This window comes from Paractinoplanes tereljensis, from assembly GCF_016862435.1.
Lineage (GTDB): Bacteria > Actinomycetota > Actinomycetes > Mycobacteriales > Micromonosporaceae > Actinoplanes > Actinoplanes tereljensis.
In genome coordinates, this window is sequence record NZ_BOMY01000030.1 from 122,831 (window position 1) to 141,379 (window position 18,549).

At 70.6% G+C, this 18,549-nt stretch carries 18 protein-coding genes; 11 read left to right on the forward strand and 7 right to left on the reverse strand.

Annotated elements, in window-relative coordinates; all coding sequences use genetic code 11:
• Window positions 1–6: 6 nt before the first annotated feature.
• A complete protein-coding gene (locus Ate02nite_RS21505; RefSeq protein WP_203808293.1) occupies window positions 7–498 on the reverse strand; it encodes an Lrp/AsnC family transcriptional regulator in 492 nt (163 codons plus the stop codon).
• A 103-nt stretch (window positions 499–601) separates the two neighbouring features.
• On the opposite strand from Ate02nite_RS21505, the gene Ate02nite_RS21510 reads away from it, so the two are divergent.
• Window positions 602–2,398 (forward strand): alpha-keto acid decarboxylase family protein, encoded by a 1,797-nt coding sequence (locus Ate02nite_RS21510; RefSeq protein WP_203808295.1) that lies wholly within the window; start codon window positions 602–604, stop codon window positions 2,396–2,398.
• A 1-nt stretch (window position 2,399) separates the two neighbouring features.
• Here Ate02nite_RS21510 and Ate02nite_RS21515 read toward each other — a convergent pair whose 3' ends face one another.
• On the reverse strand, window positions 2,400–3,056 hold the full coding sequence (locus Ate02nite_RS21515) for a TetR/AcrR family transcriptional regulator C-terminal domain-containing protein (protein ID WP_239147570.1): 657 nt from the start codon (window positions 3,054–3,056) through the stop codon (window positions 2,400–2,402).
• A 20-nt stretch (window positions 3,057–3,076) separates the two neighbouring features.
• On the opposite strand from Ate02nite_RS21515, the gene Ate02nite_RS21520 reads away from it, so the two are divergent.
• Window positions 3,077–3,763: a DUF4386 domain-containing protein gene (locus Ate02nite_RS21520; protein WP_203808297.1), complete on the forward strand. Its 687-nt coding sequence runs from the start codon at window positions 3,077–3,079 to the stop codon at window positions 3,761–3,763.
• Here the strand turns inward: Ate02nite_RS21520 and Ate02nite_RS21525 are convergent.
• Window positions 3,710–5,266 carry an amidohydrolase gene (locus tag Ate02nite_RS21525; RefSeq protein ID WP_203808299.1) on the reverse strand — a complete coding sequence of 519 codons (1,557 nt, stop codon included), beginning with the start codon at window positions 5,264–5,266 and terminating at the stop codon, window positions 3,710–3,712. The genes Ate02nite_RS21520 and Ate02nite_RS21525 overlap by 54 nt on opposite strands.
• Window positions 5,267–5,385: 119 nt before the next feature.
• Here Ate02nite_RS21525 and Ate02nite_RS21530 point away from each other — a divergent pair, with 119 nt between their 5' ends.
• Window positions 5,386–5,973: a TetR/AcrR family transcriptional regulator C-terminal domain-containing protein gene (locus Ate02nite_RS21530; protein WP_203808301.1), complete on the forward strand. Its 588-nt coding sequence runs from the start codon at window positions 5,386–5,388 to the stop codon at window positions 5,971–5,973.
• Here the strand turns inward: Ate02nite_RS21530 and Ate02nite_RS21535 are convergent.
• Both Ate02nite_RS21535 and Ate02nite_RS21540 read right to left on the reverse strand, forming a co-directional pair.
• Window positions 5,963–7,345, reverse strand: coding sequence for an FAD-dependent monooxygenase (locus tag Ate02nite_RS21535; RefSeq protein WP_203808303.1), 1,383 nt, complete (start codon window positions 7,343–7,345; stop codon window positions 5,963–5,965). The two genes, Ate02nite_RS21530 and Ate02nite_RS21535, sit on opposite strands and share 11 nt — an antisense overlap.
• Before the next feature lie 23 nt (window positions 7,346–7,368).
• The gene (locus Ate02nite_RS21540; RefSeq protein WP_203808305.1) at window positions 7,369–8,520 is read right to left on the reverse strand and encodes a M20 metallopeptidase family protein; all 1,152 of its coding nucleotides are present in this window, start codon (window positions 8,518–8,520) and stop codon (window positions 7,369–7,371) included.
• Window positions 8,521–8,950: 430 nt separating this feature from the next.
• Here Ate02nite_RS21540 and Ate02nite_RS21545 point away from each other — a divergent pair, with 430 nt between their 5' ends.
• On the forward strand, window positions 8,951–9,640 hold the full coding sequence (locus Ate02nite_RS21545; protein ID WP_203808306.1) for a hypothetical protein: 690 nt from the start codon (window positions 8,951–8,953) through the stop codon (window positions 9,638–9,640).
• A gap of 27 nt (window positions 9,641–9,667) precedes the next feature.
• Here the strand turns inward: Ate02nite_RS21545 and Ate02nite_RS21550 are convergent, their stop codons facing one another.
• Window positions 9,668–11,068: a sulfatase-like hydrolase/transferase gene (locus Ate02nite_RS21550; protein ID WP_239147571.1), complete on the reverse strand. Its 1,401-nt coding sequence runs from the start codon at window positions 11,066–11,068 to the stop codon at window positions 9,668–9,670.
• A gap of 122 nt (window positions 11,069–11,190) precedes the next feature.
• Here Ate02nite_RS21550 and Ate02nite_RS21555 point away from each other — a divergent pair, with 122 nt between their 5' ends.
• Window positions 11,191–12,549, forward strand: a complete 1,359-nt coding sequence (locus tag Ate02nite_RS21555) for an MFS transporter (protein WP_203808309.1) — start codon at window positions 11,191–11,193, stop codon at window positions 12,547–12,549.
• Between the two features lie 116 nt (window positions 12,550–12,665).
• Here the strand turns inward: Ate02nite_RS21555 and Ate02nite_RS21560 are convergent, their stop codons facing one another.
• Window positions 12,666–13,202, reverse strand: a complete 537-nt coding sequence (locus tag Ate02nite_RS21560) for a ricin-type beta-trefoil lectin domain protein (protein ID WP_203808311.1) — start codon at window positions 13,200–13,202, stop codon at window positions 12,666–12,668.
• 244 nt (window positions 13,203–13,446) lie between these two features.
• Here Ate02nite_RS21560 and Ate02nite_RS21565 point away from each other — a divergent pair, with 244 nt between their 5' ends.
• The 6 genes from Ate02nite_RS21565 to Ate02nite_RS21590 form a co-directional block, all read left to right on the forward strand.
• Window positions 13,447–13,725, forward strand: coding sequence for an MSMEG_0570 family nitrogen starvation response protein (locus tag Ate02nite_RS21565; protein WP_203808313.1), 279 nt, complete (start codon window positions 13,447–13,449; stop codon window positions 13,723–13,725).
• Entirely contained in the window at window positions 13,722–15,032 is a 1,311-nt protein-coding gene (locus Ate02nite_RS21570) for an MSMEG_0569 family flavin-dependent oxidoreductase (RefSeq protein WP_203808315.1), read from the forward strand. The genes Ate02nite_RS21565 and Ate02nite_RS21570 overlap by 4 nt, the downstream gene beginning before the upstream one ends.
• Window positions 15,029–15,844 carry an amidohydrolase family protein gene (locus tag Ate02nite_RS21575; protein WP_239147572.1) on the forward strand — a complete coding sequence of 272 codons (816 nt, stop codon included), beginning with the start codon at window positions 15,029–15,031 and terminating at the stop codon, window positions 15,842–15,844. Before Ate02nite_RS21570 ends, Ate02nite_RS21575 begins: the two co-directional genes overlap by 4 nt.
• The gene (locus tag Ate02nite_RS21580; RefSeq protein ID WP_203808317.1) at window positions 15,841–16,353 is read left to right on the forward strand and encodes an MSMEG_0572/Sll0783 family nitrogen starvation response protein; all 513 of its coding nucleotides are present in this window, start codon (window positions 15,841–15,843) and stop codon (window positions 16,351–16,353) included. Before Ate02nite_RS21575 ends, Ate02nite_RS21580 begins: the two co-directional genes overlap by 4 nt.
• Window positions 16,354–16,379: 26 nt before the next feature.
• Window positions 16,380–17,447 carry an MSMEG_0568 family radical SAM protein gene (locus Ate02nite_RS21585; protein WP_203808319.1) on the forward strand — a complete coding sequence of 356 codons (1,068 nt, stop codon included), beginning with the start codon at window positions 16,380–16,382 and terminating at the stop codon, window positions 17,445–17,447.
• Between the two features lie 906 nt (window positions 17,448–18,353).
• Window positions 18,354–18,549 (forward strand): hypothetical protein (locus tag Ate02nite_RS21590; protein WP_203808321.1); only part of this gene is annotated, 196 nt, incomplete at its 3' end.

Below are 18,549 nucleotides of genomic sequence, written 5' to 3' on the forward strand. Positions count from 1 at the left end.
GTTCTTTCAGCCCTGTTCCGCGAGCCGGCCCTGTTCCGCGAGCCGGCGCAGCAGCGGCGCGAGGCGCAGCGATTCGACCCGGCGCAGCACGATCGCCGTGCTGGTACGCACGATCCCCGGCACGGCCAGGATCGACTCGGTGACCCGGTGCAGGTCGTCGGTGTCCCGGGCGACCACCCGGGCCAGCAGGTCGCCGTCCCCGGTGGTGGCCAGCAGCTCGATCACCTCGGCGATCTCGCTGAGCAGCGTCGTGGTCCGCCCCCGGTCCTGCTGGCTGATCGACAGCGTGACCAGCGCGGTCAGCGGATAGCCCAGCACCTCCGGCCCGACCCGCCGGCTGTGCGCGCCGAGCGAACCGGGCGAGTTCAGCCGCCGCAGCCGGGCGTGCACCGTGTTGCGGGCCAGCCCGAGCCGTTCGGCGAGGGCCACCACGGTCGCCTGCGGGTCCTCGTCGAGGGCCAGCAGGATCCGCGCGTCGGTCGGGTCGAGGCTTGTCATGATGCTCAACATAGCGCTTCGCCCCGGCGTTCATTGAAGCAGAATGCTCATCCAAATCAAGATGTATTGCGCACTATGACCACGTCGCCCCAGGCTGAGCCACATGGCAACGATGATCACCCTGGCCGAGTACCTCGGGCGCCGCCTCCGGCAAGCCGGGGTCGGGCACCTCTTCGGGGTGCCGGGCGACTTCAACCTCACCCTCCTCGATCACCTCACCCAGGTGCCCGGGCTGGCCTGGGTCGGATCACCCAACGAGCTGGGCGCGGGCTACGCCGCCGACGCGTACGCCCGTAGCCGCGGCCTGGCGGTACTCGTCACCACCTACGGCGTGGGGGAGCTGAGCGCGCTGAACGCGGTGGCCGGCAGCGCCGCCGAGGACGTCCCGGTGGTGCACATCGCCGGCAGCCCCGCCACCACGGCCGTCGCCGCCCGCCGGCTCGTGCACCACACCCTGGCCGACGGCGTCTTCGACCGCTTCGCTCGTGCATACGCCGAGGTGACGGTCCATCAGGAAACGCTGACCGCCGACCGCCCCACCGAGCAGATCGACGCCGTCCTGTCGGCCGCGCTGACCCATAGCCGCCCGGCCTACCTGAGCATCCCGTCCGACCTGGCCACCCTCCCGGTAGATCCGGCGCCCCTGGCCCACCCGCTGCCCCGCGCGCCGCGCACCAGCCGACCCACGACGAATGCGGAAGGAATGATTCCGTCCGCCGACGGCCAACCGGAGGGAATGATTCCGTCCGCCGGCGGCCAAGCGGAGGGAATGATTCCGTCCGTCGATGGCGAACCGGAGGGAACGATTCCCTCTGCTGGGGTTGCCTCCGGGGCAGAGGTCGCTGCCTTTGCTGCGGCGATTTGGCGGCTCGTCGATGGCGCGGAGCGGCCGGTCATCGTGGCCGGTCATCTGGTTGCGCGCTTCGGTCTGAAGGACCTCCTCAAATCGGCGCAGGTCCCGATCGTGACAACCCTCGCCGCGAAGGGCGTTGTCGACGAGGGCGACCCGCTCTACTACGGGGACTACGCCGGCACGATGGTCGACGAGAGCACGGCTGAACTTGTTCGCGATGCCGACCTCGTGCTGGAGCTCGGCACCGTCGCGACCGACGTGCTGTCCGGGTTCTTCACCCATCGGGTGGTCGACGATCAGGTCGTAATGGTGGGCGCTACCTCGGCGACGATCGGCACCGGTGACGAGCACCAGGTTCACTTTGCTGACGCCGTACGCGTGCTGGTTGATCTTCTTGGGGGTAAGCGTTTCCGGCTTCCGCAGCGCGAGCCGGCACCGGCCTCGCCGGCGGTTGCGCCGGAGCGGGCGCTCACCCAGGAGGCACTCTGGGCGACCGTGCAAGCGTGGTTGCCGGGCGGGACCGCGGTGCTCGCCGACACCGGGACCTCGTTCTGGGGTGCGGTTTCGCTGCGGTTCCCGGCCGACACCGTCTTTGTCGGGCAGCCGATCTGGAACTCGATCGGCTATGCGCTGCCGGCCGTTCTCGGCCAAGGGCTGGCCGATCCGGGACGGCGTCCGGTGCTGTTCATCGGGGACGGCGCCGCGCAGATGACCATGCAGGAGCTGAGCACCATCGCCGCTGCCGGGCTCGCGCCGATCATCGTGCTGCTCAACAACGAGGGCTACACGATCGAGCGGGCCCTGCAGAGCCCGGACGCCGGTTACAACGACATCGCCGCCTGGGACTGGGGTGCGCTGGTCGGAGCGCTGGCCGGGCCCAAGGCCGACTATCGGCGGGCGCACACCGCGGCCGAGCTGCGCGAGGCGCTCGACGCCGCGGCCGAGGCGACCGAGACGCTGTCCGTGGTCGAGGTGGTGCTGGACCGGTACGACGCCCCGCCGCTGCTGCGCGCGCTCGCCGCGCGGAACTCCGGGGGCGCCGAGTAGGTCAGATGCCGGCCCGGTGCCGTTCCAGGCCGTCGAGCAGCAGGTCGAGGGTGAACTCGAACTCGGCCCGGGTGTCGCACCAGCCCAGCGAGTCGGCGTCGGCGGCGTGGACCTCGGCGTCCATCATCGCGGTCAGGTGCGGCACCGCGGCGGCCATCTCGGCCATCTCGGCCTCGGCCGCGCCGGTGTCGGTGGTGCCGGGGGTGAAGAGTTCCTGCACGAAGCCGAGCGCCATCGTGCCGAAGGCGTGCAGGGCTCGGTGGGCCAGGTGCGGGGTGAAGCCGGCGGCGGTCAGCGTGCCCACGATCTCGTCGTAATAGCCGAACAGCGCCGGCGGGATGGCCGGGCGGGAGCCGAGCACGGCCGGCGCCCAGGGGTGGAGCAGCATCACCTCGCGGGCGGCCAGGAAGCGTTCGCGCAGCTGGGAACGCCAGTCACCACCGGGCGAGCGGGGGGCCGCCAGGATTTCCGCCACCACCGATGAAGCGAGGCCGTCGAGCAGGCCCTCCTTGCCGGGCAGGTGGTAGTAGAGCGACATCGCCTCGACCTCGACGGCGGCGGCGAGCCGGCGCATGGTCAGCGCCTTCAGACCCTCGACGTCGGCGATGGCGACCGCCGCGGCGAGGGCGCGTTCCCGGCTGAGCGGTTCCCTTGACACAGCCGGTTACCTTACAACGTATGGCTGACACCTTACAGCGTAAGGCACGCATCACCGGCGTGTTCTACCTGGGACTCGCCCTGGCCGGCGCGGCCGGCTTCCTCACCGTCCGGCCGATGCTGTTCGCGGCCGGCGACCCGCAGGCCACCCTCATCCACCTCGCCGAACACCAGTCGCTGGCCCGGCTCGGCGTCGCCCTCGAACTGTTCGTCGTGCTCGCCCAGGCTCTCGCGGCGGCCGGGTTCTACCGCCTGTTCCGGGCGAAGGCGCCGGTCGCGGCGGCCGGGATCGCCGCGTTCGGGCTGGTGAACGCGGTGGTCGTGCTCGGCAGCGCGGCCCTGCTGGCCACCGCCGCCGAGGTGGCCGGCAAGCCGTTCGGCGATGCCGCCGCCACGGTCCAGCTGCTCTACCTGATCAGCGGGCACCTCTGGGCCGCGGGCGACATCTTCTTCGGACTGTGGCTGATCCCGATGGGACTGGCCGTGCTGACCACCGGCTGGATGCCCCGGCTGCTGGGCTGGGTGCTGATCGCCGGCGGCATCGGCTACGTCGTCAGCGCCTTCGTCCCGGGCGACCTGCTGGTCCTGCCGGCGACGATCGGCGAGGTCTGGATGGTCGGCTACCTGCTGATCCGCGGCGTCCGGCAGCCGGCGTCAGGCGGTGCGCCGGCCGGCCAGCCAGGTGCCTCGGATCGGGACGGCCGGTAGGGCGGCGGGATCGACAGTGGTCGGGTCGGTGCCCAGGTGGACCAGGTCGGCGCGCATGCCGGGGCGGATCGTGCCCTGGGTGTGCTCGGCGAAGGCCAGCCGGGCGGTGCCGGTGGTGTAGCAGCCGACGCCGCGGGCCACGTCGACCCGCTGCCCGGGGAGCCAGCCGCCGCGGGTCGCCGCGGCCGACAGGATGTGCAACGGCTCGGGCCGGGTGATCGGCCAGTCGCTGGCGAACGCGACGGTCGCCCCGGAGGCGAGCATGTCGGCGATGGCGTACTGCCGGCCGCCGCGCTCGTCGCCGAGGCGGGGCAGGGTGAGGTCGGTCATCACCGCGTCGGGCCGGGCCCACAGCGGCTGGAAGACGGCGACGACGCCCAGTTCGCGGAAGCGCGGCAGGTCGGCCGGGTGGACCAGCTGGAGGTGGGTGAGGACCGGCCGGCGATCGCGGGGACCGTTGGTCCGGGCGGCAGCCTCGACCGCGTCCAGGGCGGTACGCACACCGGCGTCGCCCATCGCGTGGATGTGCGCCTGGAACCCGTCGGCGTCGAACGCGGTGACCGCGGCCTGCAGCTCGGCCGGTTCCCAGTTGGGCAGCCCGCAACCGTCCGCCGAGTCCTCGTACGGGTCGAGCATCGCGGCGGTGCCGCCCTCGATGATGCCGTCGACGAAGAACTTCACCGTCCGTACCGAAACGGTGTCGCTTGCCGCACCCCGCAGCGAGCGGAAGTGTTCCCGCTGCTCGCGCCAGGTGTGCGGGTCGGCGCGTAGCGCCAGGTTCATCCGGACGGCCAGGTCGGCACCGAGGTAGGCGGGCACGTCGCCGGCCTCCACCCAGGCGTCCTGCACCCAGGTGAGGCCGGTCGCGGCGAGCCGGCGGGACGCACGGCTCAGCGCCAGCGTCCGGTCGGCCGGCCCGGGCGGCGGCACCAGGTCGAGGGCGGGCTGGAAGGCCCCCCATTCGCGCAGCGTGCCGATCGGGGTGCCGTCGGCGTCGCGGTCGAGCCGGCCGTCGACCGGGTCGGCGGCGAGGTGCAGCAGCCCGGCCCGGCGCAGCGCGGCGGTGTTGCACCAGACCGTGTGGATGTCGCTGGAGCGCAGCACCACCGGGCGGTCGGCGACCACCTCGTCCAGCCAGGATGCCCGGAACACGCCGCCGGGCGCTAGCGTGAGCTCGAAGCCCTCGCCGTAGATGAGCCACTGGCCGGGGTGGGCGCGGGCGTAGACGCGGACCCGGTCGCGGACCTCGCCGACCGTGCGTGAGCCGCGGACCGGGCAGTACCGGTCCTCGAGGCCGCCGATCAGCGGGTGGGCGTGCGCGTCGGCGAAGCCGGGCAGCAGCGCGCCGCCCTCCAGGTCGTGGATGACCGAGCCGGGGGCGGGCGGCAGGGCGCCGGGCGAGGCGACCGCCTCAATCGTTCCGCCGGCCACGTGCACGTCGGCCGGCCGAGCTCGCCGCCCGTTCCAGACCTGCCCATTGACGTACACCCTGCGGGTTCCCACATCGCCCCCTGGCTGCGCTAACTAACGTTGTTAGGAACATTCCTAAGTTCGTTAGGGTGACGGAGTGGACGCGCCCCGTCAAGATCTCGGGTAGACACGGGCCGGGAGGAAGGCACGGGATGCGCAAAACCCTCGACGAGCGAGCGATTTACCGCGCGGCACTGGAGCTGATCGACCGGGAGGGCACCTTCAGCCTCGCGCAGCTGGCCGGGCACCTCGGCGTCCGCGCGCCGTCGCTCTACACGCACGTGCCGAGCCGGGACGCCATCGTCGAGGGCGTGCGGCACCTGGTCGTCGCCGGCATCGACCACGGCGGGTTCGCGCTCGACCCGTGGGACGAGGCCCTGACCGCGTGGGCGCGGTCCTACCTGGCCGCGTTCGCGGCCCACCCCAACACGATCCGGATGCTGGCCAGTACGCCGGTGCGGGCCGACGCGCTGCTGCGGCAGTACGAGGCGGCGGTCGGTTGCCTGCTGCGGGCCGGCTGGCCGGACGCCGAGGTGATGCACGTGATCATCACGGTCGAGTCGTACGTGCTCGGCTCGGCCCTCGCCGCCCCGGCTCCCCTCGGCCCGGCCGGCCGCGAATATCCGCTGCTGAACCGGGTGCTGGCCGAGTCGCCGCCGGGGGCCCGGGACAGCTTCGAGGCGGGGCTGGCCGTCCTGCTCGCCGGTTTCGAGCAGCGGCTCGCCAGCCTCAGAAACTGACTCCCAGCCCGTCGAGTGCGGTCACCGCGACGCCGTCCGGATCGTCGTCGTCGGTGGCCCACCAGACGTAGCCGTCCGGGCGGACGATCATCGTGGTCGGGCCGGTGGCGACCCGCACGCCCAGCCGGGTCGCGGTGATCGAGGCGTGCGGCAGCGGGCGCGGCGAGAGCAGCAGCGGTTTCGCGTCGTGCAGGTCGGCCTCGGGCACCCGGGTGCCGGTCAGCGGGTGCGCGGCCGGGTCGGCCGGTGGGTAGGCGACGTCGATCGCGGACAGCCGGCGGGCCAGCCGCAGCGACACGTCGGGGAACTCGCCGATCAGGTCGCCGAGCAGCTCGCGCAGGGCCAGCCCCTCGGGAGTGGTCGCGGTGATCAGGGCGGTCTGCGCCATCGTGTGCCGGGCCACGTCGTCACCCCACGGGCGGCGCTCGGTGTCGTAGGAGTCCAGCAACTCGTCCGGGGCGCGGCCCTGGACGACCGCCGCGAGTTTCCAGCCCAGGTTGAGGGCGTCCTGCAGGCCCAGGTTGAGGCCGTTGCCGCCGGCCGGGAAGTGCATGTGCGCGGCGTCGCCGGCCAGCAGCACCCGGCCCGCGCGGTAGCGTTCGGCGACCTTGGTGGTGTTGCCGAAGCGGGACAGCCACTTCGGGTCGTGGATGCCGAACTCGCGGCCCGCGATGCGCCGGCAGATGTCGTTCAGCTCGTCCAGGGTGATCTCCCGGCGGCCGTCGTGTTCCTGGTGGTCGGGGTCGTAGCCGGCGATCCGGTAGACGCCGCCGGGCATCGGGGCGACCATCATCGCGCCGTGCTCGTTGACCACGTCGAAGCCGGGCGGCGGCGGATCGTCGGCCTGCACATCGCCGAGGTAGGAGTAGAAGCGCGCCTCGATGCCGTGGAAGCCGATGTCGGCGGCCTTGCGAACGGCACTGTTGGCGCCGTCCGCACCGACCACCCAGGCGGCGGTGAGGTCGTTGACGCGTACGCCCGCGTCGTCCTGTGAAACGGCCGTTACCTCCACGCCTCGGGTGACCGTGGCACCCAGCTCGATCGCTTTTTCCTCCAGCAGCGCCTCGGTGCGGTTCTGCGGGAAGGTGAGCACGAACGGGTACGGCGAGTCGATCGCGGTGAAGTCGATGCGGGTGCCCAGGAAGCCGAACTGCCAGCTCGGCAACCGCACCCCGGCGGTCAGCAGCGGCTCGGCCAGACCGCGCATGGCCAGCTGCTCGACCGTGCGGGCGTGCACGGCCATGGCCTTGGTGTGCGGGCCGCGCTCGGCCCGCTGCTCCAGCACCGCGACCCCGACCCCGGCCAGCCGCAGCTCGCAGGCGAGAAGGAGACCGACCGGCCCGGCGCCGACGACGATGACGTCGTGATCCATGCCCTCAGGCTAGGCGACCGTCCTCAATGTACGGTGCCCCGTTTCAGCCGGTGCACGGCCAGATCCCGGAAAATCGAGGCCATCTGGTCGAGCACGGTGTCGTCGAAGGAGACCGCGGCCGAATGCATGGCCGGTCCGGTGGCCGGGTCGACGCCGGGCGGGCAGGCGCCGACGAACAGCAGCGTGCCGGGCACCTGGTCGAGCACGTACGCGAAGTCCTCGGAGGCCATCCCGGAGGCGGGCAGCCGGTCGGCCCCGAGCAGGGCGATCACCGCCTCGGTCTCGGCCGGGTCGTTGTAGGTCACCGGGTAGGCCTCGATGAACTCGGACTCGACCGTGCAGCCGTGCGCGGCGCCGATGGCCGCGAGCAGGGTGGTCAGGTCGTCGCGCACCAGGACGAGGGTCTCCCGGGACAGCGTGCGCACGTTGACGTCGATCTCCACCGTGGACGGCATCACGTTGCGGGCCTGCGAGTTGGTCTGCAGCCGGGTGACCGAGACGATCGCCGGGTCGTGGGCCGGCACCCGCCGGGTCACGAACGACTGGATGGCCAGCACGATCTCGGCCGCCACCGGCACCGGGTCGATGCCGGTGTGCGGCAGCGCCGCGTGCCCGCCGGCGCCGTGGACCCGCAGGTTGAGCAGGTTGCTGCTGGCCATGATGGACTCCGGCCGGGTGCGCCGGACACCGGCCGCGAGCTTGCTGTCGACGTGCAGCGCGTAGGCCGCCACCGGCCGTTCCCCGGCGGCGTCGAGCACGCCCTCGTCGAGCATGATGCGAGCGCCGCCGGCGCCCTCCTCACCCGGCTGGAACATGAACACGATGCTGCCCGGCAACTCGTCGCGGCCTTCGGCGAGCAGCCGGGCCGCACCGACCAGCCCGGCCATGTGCATGTCGTGCCCGCAGGCGTGCATCGCCGGTCGGTCGGCGGCGAACGGCAGCCCGGTCTCCTCGACCAGCGGCAGCGCGTCCATGTCGGCCCGCAGCAGCACCACCGGCCCGGGCCGGCCACCGCGCAGCACCGCGGTGACCGAGCTGAGCCCGGCCCCGAGGCGGATGTCGAGGCCGAGCCCGGCCAGCGCGTCCAGCAGGATCGCCTGCGTCTCCGGCAGGTCCAGGCCCACCTCGGCGTGCGCGTGCAGCAGATGACGCAGTTCGATGAGGGAAGACGTCATAGCCGGATCCTACGTGGTCCTTTGGTCTTTTTTGCTTTTGCCGCACATAGCTCTCAGTAATCGGCGCGGAACTGCTCGAAAATGGTGGTAGCGGACGGTAATCAGCAATAGGGCCGATGAGCTGCATTTTCCCGGGCCCCCGCCAGGCGCCCCGGCAAATCGTCGCACACGCTCACTTGACAATTATGGTTCGATCAATTTCACGATTATCGAAGGCCAGCTGACCAGCAATAATGTCCGGGAGATGAGGCATCGTTAATTGATCTTCCGATGTGGAGCAGGTATTGACGAGTGCGCCATGATGTGGGGCGTGGCAGCAGAATCACATGACTTCGCGCGCGCCAAACACCGACGACTACCCGAACAGCGGACCTACCTGAACCACGCCTTCACGACCCGCCGGGCCTACGAAGAGTCATCAAATAACCCCGTGTGGTACGAGCACGGTGAGCAACCGGCACGCGGCGAGGCCATCCAGGCCCTCACCCGCGACGTGCTGATCCGCCGTTCGCTCGAGGTATCGCCGAACGGATTCATCACCATCATCAGCATCATTCAGGGTGTCGCCCTGGCGCTGCTGGCCCAGAACACGTTTCCCAAGCCGACCGCCCTGGTCAGCGCGCAGAGCTTCACCCTGTTGCTGGTGTTCGTCTCGGTCTTCTACTTCTACCTGACCCTGAGCGTGCTGATCCGGTGGGCGCCCAGCTTCGTCGACTGCTTCCTGCCGTTCGCGGTGGCCGGCCTGGAGATCCCGCCCGCGTTCTTCCTCGGCAACGTGACCGCCTGGTGCGTCTGGCTGGCGGCGTTCTGGCTGTTCACCATGGCCGGGTTGTGGATCACCGCGAAGTGGTCGCCGCTGTCGCACTTCGGCGGGGCCCGCGAGGCACACGACCTGTTCCACACCTGGCTGCGCGAGCTGCGGCTGGTCACCGGCTGCGGCGGGGTCGCCATCTTCCTGTGCGGCGCGCTGGCCGCCGGCGACCCCTGGCACAAGACCGTGTGGGGCCTGATCGCATCGGCGACGGTGCTCACCACCGTCGCCCTGATCGTGGCCCGCACCGAGGCCCGCGCGTCCCAGATCCACGCCTACTTCGGCGTAAACCGCGCACCCTTCAACTAAGACCGCGCTTCGCGCGGTCCTGAAAATCTAGGAATAGGGGATCAGCGTGGCGTTTATGGCATCCCACTTCGCCTGCAACGAGGCCAGCGTGGCCGGGTTCTTGGCCGACAGGTCGGCCTGCTCGCGCGGGTCGACCCGGATGTTGAACAGTGCGTCGTCCGCGTCGGTGGTCGCGCGCAGATACTTCCAGTCGCCATGGCGCAACGCCCGTGCATCCACAGTGCGCCAGAACAGGTCGCGGTCCGGGGCCTTCTCGCCGCGCAGCAGGTAACCGGCGAAACTGCGGCCGTCGCCCGGATAGGCCGGGTCGGGCCGGGCGCCGGCCAGTTCCAGCAGGGTGGCCGTCCAGTCCTGGGTGACGATCGGCTCGTGGCTCACCTGACGCGCGCGCAGCCGGGCCGGCCAGCGCAGGATGTTCGGCACCCGGATGCCGCCCTCGTTCAGGTTGCCCTTGCCGCCGCTCAGCGGCCAGTAGTAGGAGAACCGCTCGCCGCCGTTGTCGCTGGAGAACAGCACGATGGTGTCGCGTTCCTGGCCGGTCTCGCGCAGCGCGGCCAGCACCTTGCCCACGTTGTGGTCCATGTTCTCGACCATCTTGCGGTAGATGTCGAGCGAGCCGCCGTCGAAGTGGAACAGCGCCGCGGTGTCGCCGGCCTTGGCCCGCGCGGTCAGCTCGGCGCTTGTCGCCCGGTCGCCGGGCGCTTCCCACGGCCAGTGCGGGCTGGTGAAATTCAAATTCAGCAGCCACGGTACGGCGTGCGAACGGCGAACATATTCCGCGGCGCGGTCGCCGATCGTGTCGGTGTAGTACTCGATCGACTCGGCCGGCACCTCACCCTCGTACAGGTCGAGCGTGCCGCTGTTGTCCACCTTGGAGTAATAGTCGACCGCGCCGGAGAAGTTGCCGAAGAACTCGTCCCAGCCCGAGCGCAGCGGGCTGAACCAGGGCAGGAAGCCGCAGTGCCACTTGCCGAACATGGCGGTGTCGTAACCGACCCCCTTGAGCAGCGAGGCGAGCGTGGGGTGCTCGGGCGGGATGCCGTTCTGGTCGGTGTGCGCGCTGATCGGCTCGGGCAGCCCGCCGGGCAGGCGACCGGGGTAGCGGCCGGTGTAGAGGGCGATCCGGGTGGGGGAGCAGACCGCGGCGGCCGAGTACCCGTCGGTGAACCGGATGCCGCCCTTGGCCAAGCCGTCCAGGTGCGGGGTGGCGATGTGGGTGGAGCCGTAACTGCTCAGGTCGGCCCAGCCTAGGTCGTCGCCCAGGATGACCAGGATGTTCGGCCGCTTCGACGAGCCCAGCTGCGGGATCGCGGCGAACTTCCGCTCCTCGGCGGTGCCCGCGAAGGCTGGCTCGGCGGCCAGTGCCGCCCCCGACGCGAGCCCGGCGATTCCGGCGATCATGCCCCGTCTGGTCAGGTTGTCAGCCACGGCACAGACCTCCACGGTCATCGATGAATAGGCATGCCGAACATAACCCACTGGATCAATAGGATTCAAGACCTGCGCTGTGTCCTCTAGCGAAACGTCGTTTCCGAAAGCTAGAGTGCCGCATGACCATCACGGAGGACTCCAGGCAGGTCACGGCCTATCCGGGGCGCCCGCCGGTGGCCGTCCGGCGCGGGGCCGGCGCGCCGTTCGGCTGGTGGCCGGCGATCTGCGTGGCGCTGGTCGCCGCCATCGACCGGGTGGAGTACAACCTGCTGGCCGGCGCCCTGCCGACGATCCAGGAGGAGTTCGGGTTCAGCGACAGCGCGGGCGGCGCGATCGCCACCGCCGGCGCGCTCGCCGCGATCGTGCTCCTGCTGCCGGCCGGCAAACTCGCCGACACCGGCAAACGCACCTGGACCATCGCGGCGGTCGTCGCGGTCTGGGCGCTGCTCACCGTCGGCACCGGCCTGGCCGGCAGCTACGCGACGCTGTTCGCGGTGCGGGTGCTGCTCGGCGCGGCCGGCCAGCTCTACAACCCGCCGTCGTCAAGCCTGCTCGGTGACCTCTATCCCGGCCCGGGCCGGGCCCGCGCCTACGGCTACGAGCGGATGGCCTACTTCGCCGGCCTGCCGATCGGGGTCATCGCCGGCGGCGCGCTGGCACAGACCGTCGGCTGGCGCACCGGCTTCTTCCTGGTCGCGGTCCCCGGCCTGATCATCGCGCTGCTCGTGCTGACCGTCCGGGAACCGGTGCGCGGCCTCGGCGACGGCCTCTCCCGCTGGTACAACGACGCGGCCGCGACGGCCCAAAAACCGCCGGAACAGAACGTACCGATGCGGACCCAGCTGATCACCCTGCTGCAGATCCGCACCCTGCGCTCGGTGATCACCGGCCTGAGCATCCTGTTCTTCGGGCTCGGCGGCCTGTTCTTCTGGATGCCGTCGTTCTACGCCCGCGAATTCGGCCTCGAGGAAGCCTCCGCGGCGGCCGTCGGCGGCGGCGCCGGCCTGGTCGGCATCGTCGCCGGCATCCTGGCCGGCAGCTGGCTCGGCGACCGCCGCCACCAGCACCGGGTCGCGATCGGCGGCTGGTCGCTGCTGTTCGGCACGGTCTTCCTGGCCGGCGCGGTAAGCGTGCCGGTCCTGGCCCCGCAGGCGATCTGCTTCACCCTCGCCAACGTCGGCTTCGCCGCCGCCATCGCCAACCTCACCGCCGCCAACGCCGACGTGGTCGCCGCCCACCGGCGCGGCCTAGGCTTCGCTGTACTCCAACTCCTGGTCACCCTCGGCGGCGCGCTCGGACCATGGCTGATCGGCCTCGCCTCCGACGCCACGGGTTCGCTGCGGTGGGCGTACACCGTCGTGCTGTTGCCTTTGGTTATCGGCAGTTTGATTGTTTTCCGCGGCCAGCGGACCTACCGCGAGGATGCGGAGGCGGCTCTCGGCGGAAATGCGAAGATCAATAAACATTTGCCCGCCTGATTGCCTGGTCACCCTGGGGCCCTCCCGGGGAGAACGGCCTGCGTGCGGGGTCACCCTATAAACCAAAAGAAGGCGGCGCGGGCGAACCCGCGCCGCCGTCATTTGCTACCCCGGGCTCAGCCCCAGCGCTGCCGGTTGTTGGTGGCGTCGCACGGCTCCATGCGCACGTAGGCCGGGTTGCCGTTGGCCTGCAGGCAGAGGTGCAGTCCCTGGTTGACCCAGGCGCCCCAGCTCTTGAACACGTAGAAGGTTCCGCCGTTGTGCGAGACCGGGAACACCTCCCAGTTCTCGTAGTGAGTGCTGCAGGCGGCCGAGTACGCGGTCCCGCCGGCGGTCGAGGCATGGCTGCTGACGCACTGGTTGTTCAGGTAGCTCTGGAGCTTGAGGATCGAGTGACCGGACGGGCTCTTCCCGGCGCCGAGCGAGTGCCAGCGCTGGTAGTTGTAGCAGCCGGCGGCGCAGCTCTCGGAGAGCAGGATGGTGCCGGGCCGGGCCGCGTTGATGGAGCCGAAGTAGTAGGCGTCGGTGTAGAGGGCGCCGTACGGCGGCGGGTCGTCCGCCCGGGCCGGCGCGGCGAAACCCGCGACCACGGCGATCATCAGAAGTGCGGCGGCCATGGCCTTCCGCACCCCCGCTCGAACCTTGAGTGACATAGCAGTCCTCCCCGTTGGCGGACCTCGATCGAGGTCCGGGAGAAACGCTATATCGATGATCGTCTACGCGCTGCCCCGTTGGTGGTCACCCTCTGAACAGCACAACAACGCGCCGGTAACCCGTCCGAAACGGACGCCCGTCGTGAGGACCATCTAACGCCTGGTTGTTCCGGATGAAACAACGGGGAAACGCGCGCTGCCTTGACTGGCTCTCACCAGCGACGAGAACGGCCAGGTGAGAGCCATGCCGGAACGGTACGTGTCGGTGCGGTGGCCCGATGGTCAGACGCAGAAGATCTATTCGCCCTCGACGGTGATCGAGGATTACTTCCACACCGGACAGACCCTTCCGGTGGCCGATTTCGTGGCTCGCAGCCGGGCCGCCCTGACGGTCGCCAGTGACCGTGTGCAGGCGGCCTACGGGTTTCCGTGCAGCCGGGCGGCGGCCTCCATCGCGGCCATCAACTCCAGCGCGGCGGGTTTCGAGGATGGCGACGTCACCGTCGAAGGGATCACGCCGTGAACAGCCACTACAGCGTTGTCGTGATCGGCGGTGGGCAGGCCGGGCTGTCGATGAGCTGGTATTTGCGGCAGCGCGGCGTCGACCACGTGGTGCTCGAGCGGGAACGGGTCGGGCACGAGTGGCGCACCCGTCGCTGGGACTCGTTCTGCCTGGTCACCCCGAACTGGCAATGCCGGCTGCCGGGGTACGCCTACAGCGGCGACGACCCGGACGGCTTCATGCTCGGTGCCGAGGTGGTCGGCTTCCTGGAGAAGTACGCGGCCAGTTTCGACCCGCCGCTGCTCGAGGGCGTGGAGGTGACCCGGCTACGGCGTACGCCGCAAGGGGTCTTCGAATTGTCGACCTCGGCCGGTTTCGTCAGCGCTGACCAGGTGGTGGTCGCGACCGGGCCGTATCACGTGCCGGCCGTGCCGCGGATCGCCGAACGGCTGCCGTCCGACCTGGTCCAGATCCACTCCGCGCAGTACCGCAACGCCGCCGAGCTTCCGGAGGGCGCCGTGCTGGTGGTCGGGACCGGGCAGTCCGGGTGTCAGATCGCCGAGGACCTGCACCTGGCCGGTCGCGAGGTGCACCTCGCGGTGGGCAGCGCGCCCCGAGCTGCCCGCCGCTACCGGGGGCGCGACACGCTGGCCTGGCTGGACGAGATGGGTCACTACGCGCGGGGCATCGACGAGTTCGGCGACGCCGACGAGGTGCGGGTGCGGGCCAACCACTACATGACCGGGCGGGACGGCGGGCGCGACATCGACCTGCGGGCCTTCGCCCGGGACGGCATGAAGCTGTACGGGCATCTGCGCGGCGTTTCCCTTTCGACGCTGGAATTCGCCGACGACCTCGGACCGAGTCTGGACAACGCGGATGCCGTCGCCGAGGGCATCAAGGACGCGATCGATCGGTACATCGACAGCGCGGGGATCGCAGCGCCGGCAGAGGCCCGCTACGTCCCCGTCTGGCGACCGGATTCTTCGGCAAGCGTGCTCGACCTGGCCGCTTCCGGAGTCTCCGCGGTCGTGTGGGCGACCGGATTCCACCGCGATCACCGGTGGATCGAGGTGCCGATCTTCGACGGGCGCGGCTACCCGACCCACGAGCGGGGCGTCACCGGCTGTCCCGGCCTGTACTTCCTCGGGCTGCCCTGGCAGTGGACGTGGGGGTCGGGCCGGTTCGCGGGGGTGGCGCAGGACGCCGCGTACCTCTGTTCGCGCATCTTCGACGCGCGGCGGCAGCGGTTCACCGACGAGGTCAGCTGGCTCGCCGGCACCCCGACCGAGACGTATCCGCAGGTGGAGTGGTGGGTGGCGGCATGACTCTGTTCGACGCGCACCGGCATTTGGGGGTTCTCCCGGCGTACCCCTTCTATGGCGGACCACCGGTGAACCCGGACGTGACCGCCCGCGCGACCATCGCCGAGCTGATTGCCGATCTTGACCGGGAGGGAACCGACCGGGCCCTGGTGATCCCCAACTACGGGGTGCCGGACCCGGATGTCGCGTTCGGTTTCAACGAGCTCGTCGTCGAGGCCGCGCAGCGGGATGACCGGATTCGGGCCGGGCTGTGGGTTTCTTCTCGCTCCAGTGACTCGGCGCGCACGGCAGCGGCGTTGAAGCTGGCCGGCGAGCCGGGGGTGCGGGCTCTCAAGCTGAGCTTCCTGCTCGGCGGTGGTGTCGATGACCCCGGGCTCGACACGATCTTCGCGGCCGCCCGGGAACACGACCTCACCGTCCACGTGCACACCTCGCCCGGCGCCGGCAGTGACATCGACCAGGTCGGCCAGCTCGTCGACCGGTTCGGCGACGACGTGCGCATCCACCTCGTGCACTTCGGCGGCGGGATGAGCGGACACATCAAGCTGATCGGCTCGCGGTTCTTCGACTGGATCGCGGCCGGCAAGCAGGTCTACACCGACCTGTCCTGGGCCATCGGGTTCGCACCCCGCTGGCTCGTCACCGAGATCGACCGGCGTGGCCTCGGCCACGACCGGGTGCTGTTCGCCAGCGACGAACCGTGGGGTGACCACGCGGGTGAGCTGGCCCGGCTGCGCGCAGCGGCCGACGGGGAGGAACTGTCCACGGCCGTCTTCCAGACGAATTTCGAGACGCTCTACGGAGGAACACGATGACCGACCTGAACGAACTCGAGCAGCAGAGCCTCAACGAGATCCCGCACCCGGCGCTGCCGGACGGCTCGTCCATCTACGGCGGCACCAAGGTCTTCCCCGACTACAAGGCCGAGGAGGGGCAGAGCTACTTCACCCTCGTGCACGGCATCGCGCACGAGTCCTCGGTCAGCTTCGTCGCGGTCCTGCAGGCCACCCGGGCGCTGCGCAAGGGCTTCGAGTCGGCGATCTACTTCTACGGCCCCGGCTCGCTGAACTGCCTGGCCACCCGGGGCTTCCCGACCACCGGCACGTCGGCCTTCCCCGGCGAGCACAACCTGAACAACTCGCTGAAGACGTTCATCGCCGAGGGCGGCAAGGTCTACTGCTGCCGCTTCGGCCTCAGCCTGCACGGCGCCCGCGAGGAGGACCTGATCGAGGGCGTCATTCCCACCCACCCGCTGGACGTGCAGGACGCGCTGATCCACTACGCGCGTAAGGGCGCGATCATCAACTCGACCTACATGTTCTGATACGTCCGCCACCCCACCCGCCGCCCATGAAAAGCCTGAAGCAATCCCTTGATGTCCACGCCGACCTGGCCGTGCGCGGCGTACGGGTACCCACTCCCGTGCGCCGCCCGGCCGGGGCCGGCCCCAGCGACGACGGCCACGTGGTGGTCGACGGCCGCAATGCGGCGTTCCCGCTGAACCCGGCCAGCCCCTACGACGTGCGCGACGGCCGGGTGTGGCTGGGCGAGGTGAACACCGGCCTGTCCCTAGAGGTGGTCCGGCGCCCGAAGTTTTACGACCTGTCGACCGCGGACGGCGTTCCCTACGAGCAGATCGCCCGCCTGCACGGCCGGGACGTGCTGGCCACCACGGTGGTGCAGACCTGCATCCGCTACGCCGAGGACCAGCGCTGCCGCTTCTGCACCATCGAGGAGTCGCTGCGCTCCGGCGCCACGGTAGCCGCGAAGACCCCCGCCCAGCTGGCCGAGGTGGCTGCGGCCGCCGTCCGCCTGGACGGCATCAAGCAGATGGTGATGACCACCGGCACCACAGCGGGCCCCGATCGCGGTGCCCGCAACCTGGTCCGCTGCGTCCGCGAGGTCCTGGCGGCGGTCCCCGGCCTGCCCATCCAGGTGCAGATCGAGCCACCGGGCGACCTGGCGGTGATCGACGCCCTGAAGATCGCCGGCGCCGAGTCGATCGGCATCCACGTGGAATCCCTGGACGACGACGTCCGCCTGCGCTGGATGCCCGGCAAGGGCGCCGTGCCGATAGCCGAGTACGAGGCGGCCTGGGACCGGGCGGTAGAGGTCTTCGGCCGCAACCAGGTCTCCACATACCTCTTGATAGGCCTGGGCGAGGACCCGGACGAGCTGGTTCTGGGCGCGGCAAAGCTGATAGCCCGGGGCGTCTACCCGTTCGTAGTCCCGTTCCGCCCGATGGCCGGCACCCTGGCCCGCGCCGACGGCGCGACAGCCCCGTCCCCGACCCTGGTCCGCGAGATAAGCGCCCGGGTAGCCACCCTCCTGCAGGCCGCCGGAATGCTGGGCACCGACCAGAAGGCGGGTTGCGCCGCCTGCGGAGCCTGCGGAGTCCTACAGGCGGCCGGCGGATGACCACCCTCCTCCACCCACCCCCCGTGGCGCTGCCGCCCGTGGCGCTGCCGCCCGTGGCGCTGCCGCCCGTGGCGCTGCCAGCTGCGGCGCCGCTCGCGGCGTTGCCAAGCGGTGCGCTGGCGGCGCGGCCGAGTGGGGTGGCTGACGCGTTGTCGTGCGCCGCGCTGGGTGCGTCGTCGCGGCCTTTGCCGATCTTGGAGAGTTCCGGTTCGGAGCTAACCCGAACTGGCCAAGATCGCGGTTCTGGACGCGCCTTCGCGTGCGGCTCCGGCTGCGGCACTCCGGTGCCGCCGCCGTGGGGCTTGCCGGCGGCGGCGCCGCGAAATGCCCAGATCTTGGAGAGTTCCGGTTCGGAGCTGACCGGAAGTCGCCAAGATCGCGGTACTGGAGGCACCTTCGCGCGCGGCTCCGGCTGCGGCGCTTCGGTGGCGCCGCTGCGGGGCTTGTCGGCGGCGACGCTGCGAAATGCGCAGATCTTGGAGAGTTCCGGTTCGGGGCTAACCCGAACTGGCCAAGATCGCGGGTCTGGACGCGCGTTCGCGCGCGGTTCCGGCTGTGGCGCTTCGGTGGCGCCGCTGCGGGGCTTGTCGGCGGTGGCGCCGCGAAATGCGCAGATCTTGGAGAGTTCCGGCAAGCGGGTAGCCGGAACTCTCCAAGATCTGGGCCTCGAGGCGCCGGAGCGGGTCGATATGACCGCAATCTGGCGGTTGGGCCGAGGCATGAATCCAGATAGTGGGCGGCGTGGCCAACAGGTGGAAGCTGCACCCCGCATGTGGGACGGACGCCCGGCAGGTGGGATGGGAGACCGGAACGCGGGAATGGGCCGTCGTCTCGCTCCCGGAAGATCAATAGGCGCCGGCAAAGCAACCGCCACCGCCACCGTCGTAGCGGGTTTGTCGCGCGCGGATGGCCTGTGGCGCGCGGGTAGCGCACGGCCTGCGGGTGGCGCACGGCCTGTGGGTGACGCTCGGCCTGTGGGTGGCGTGCGGGCTGTGGGTGGCGTGCGGCCTGTGGATGACGCGCGGGCTGTGGATGACGTGCGGCCTGTGGGTGGCGTGCGGGCTGTGGGTGGCGTGCGGGCTGTGGATGACGCTCGGCCTGT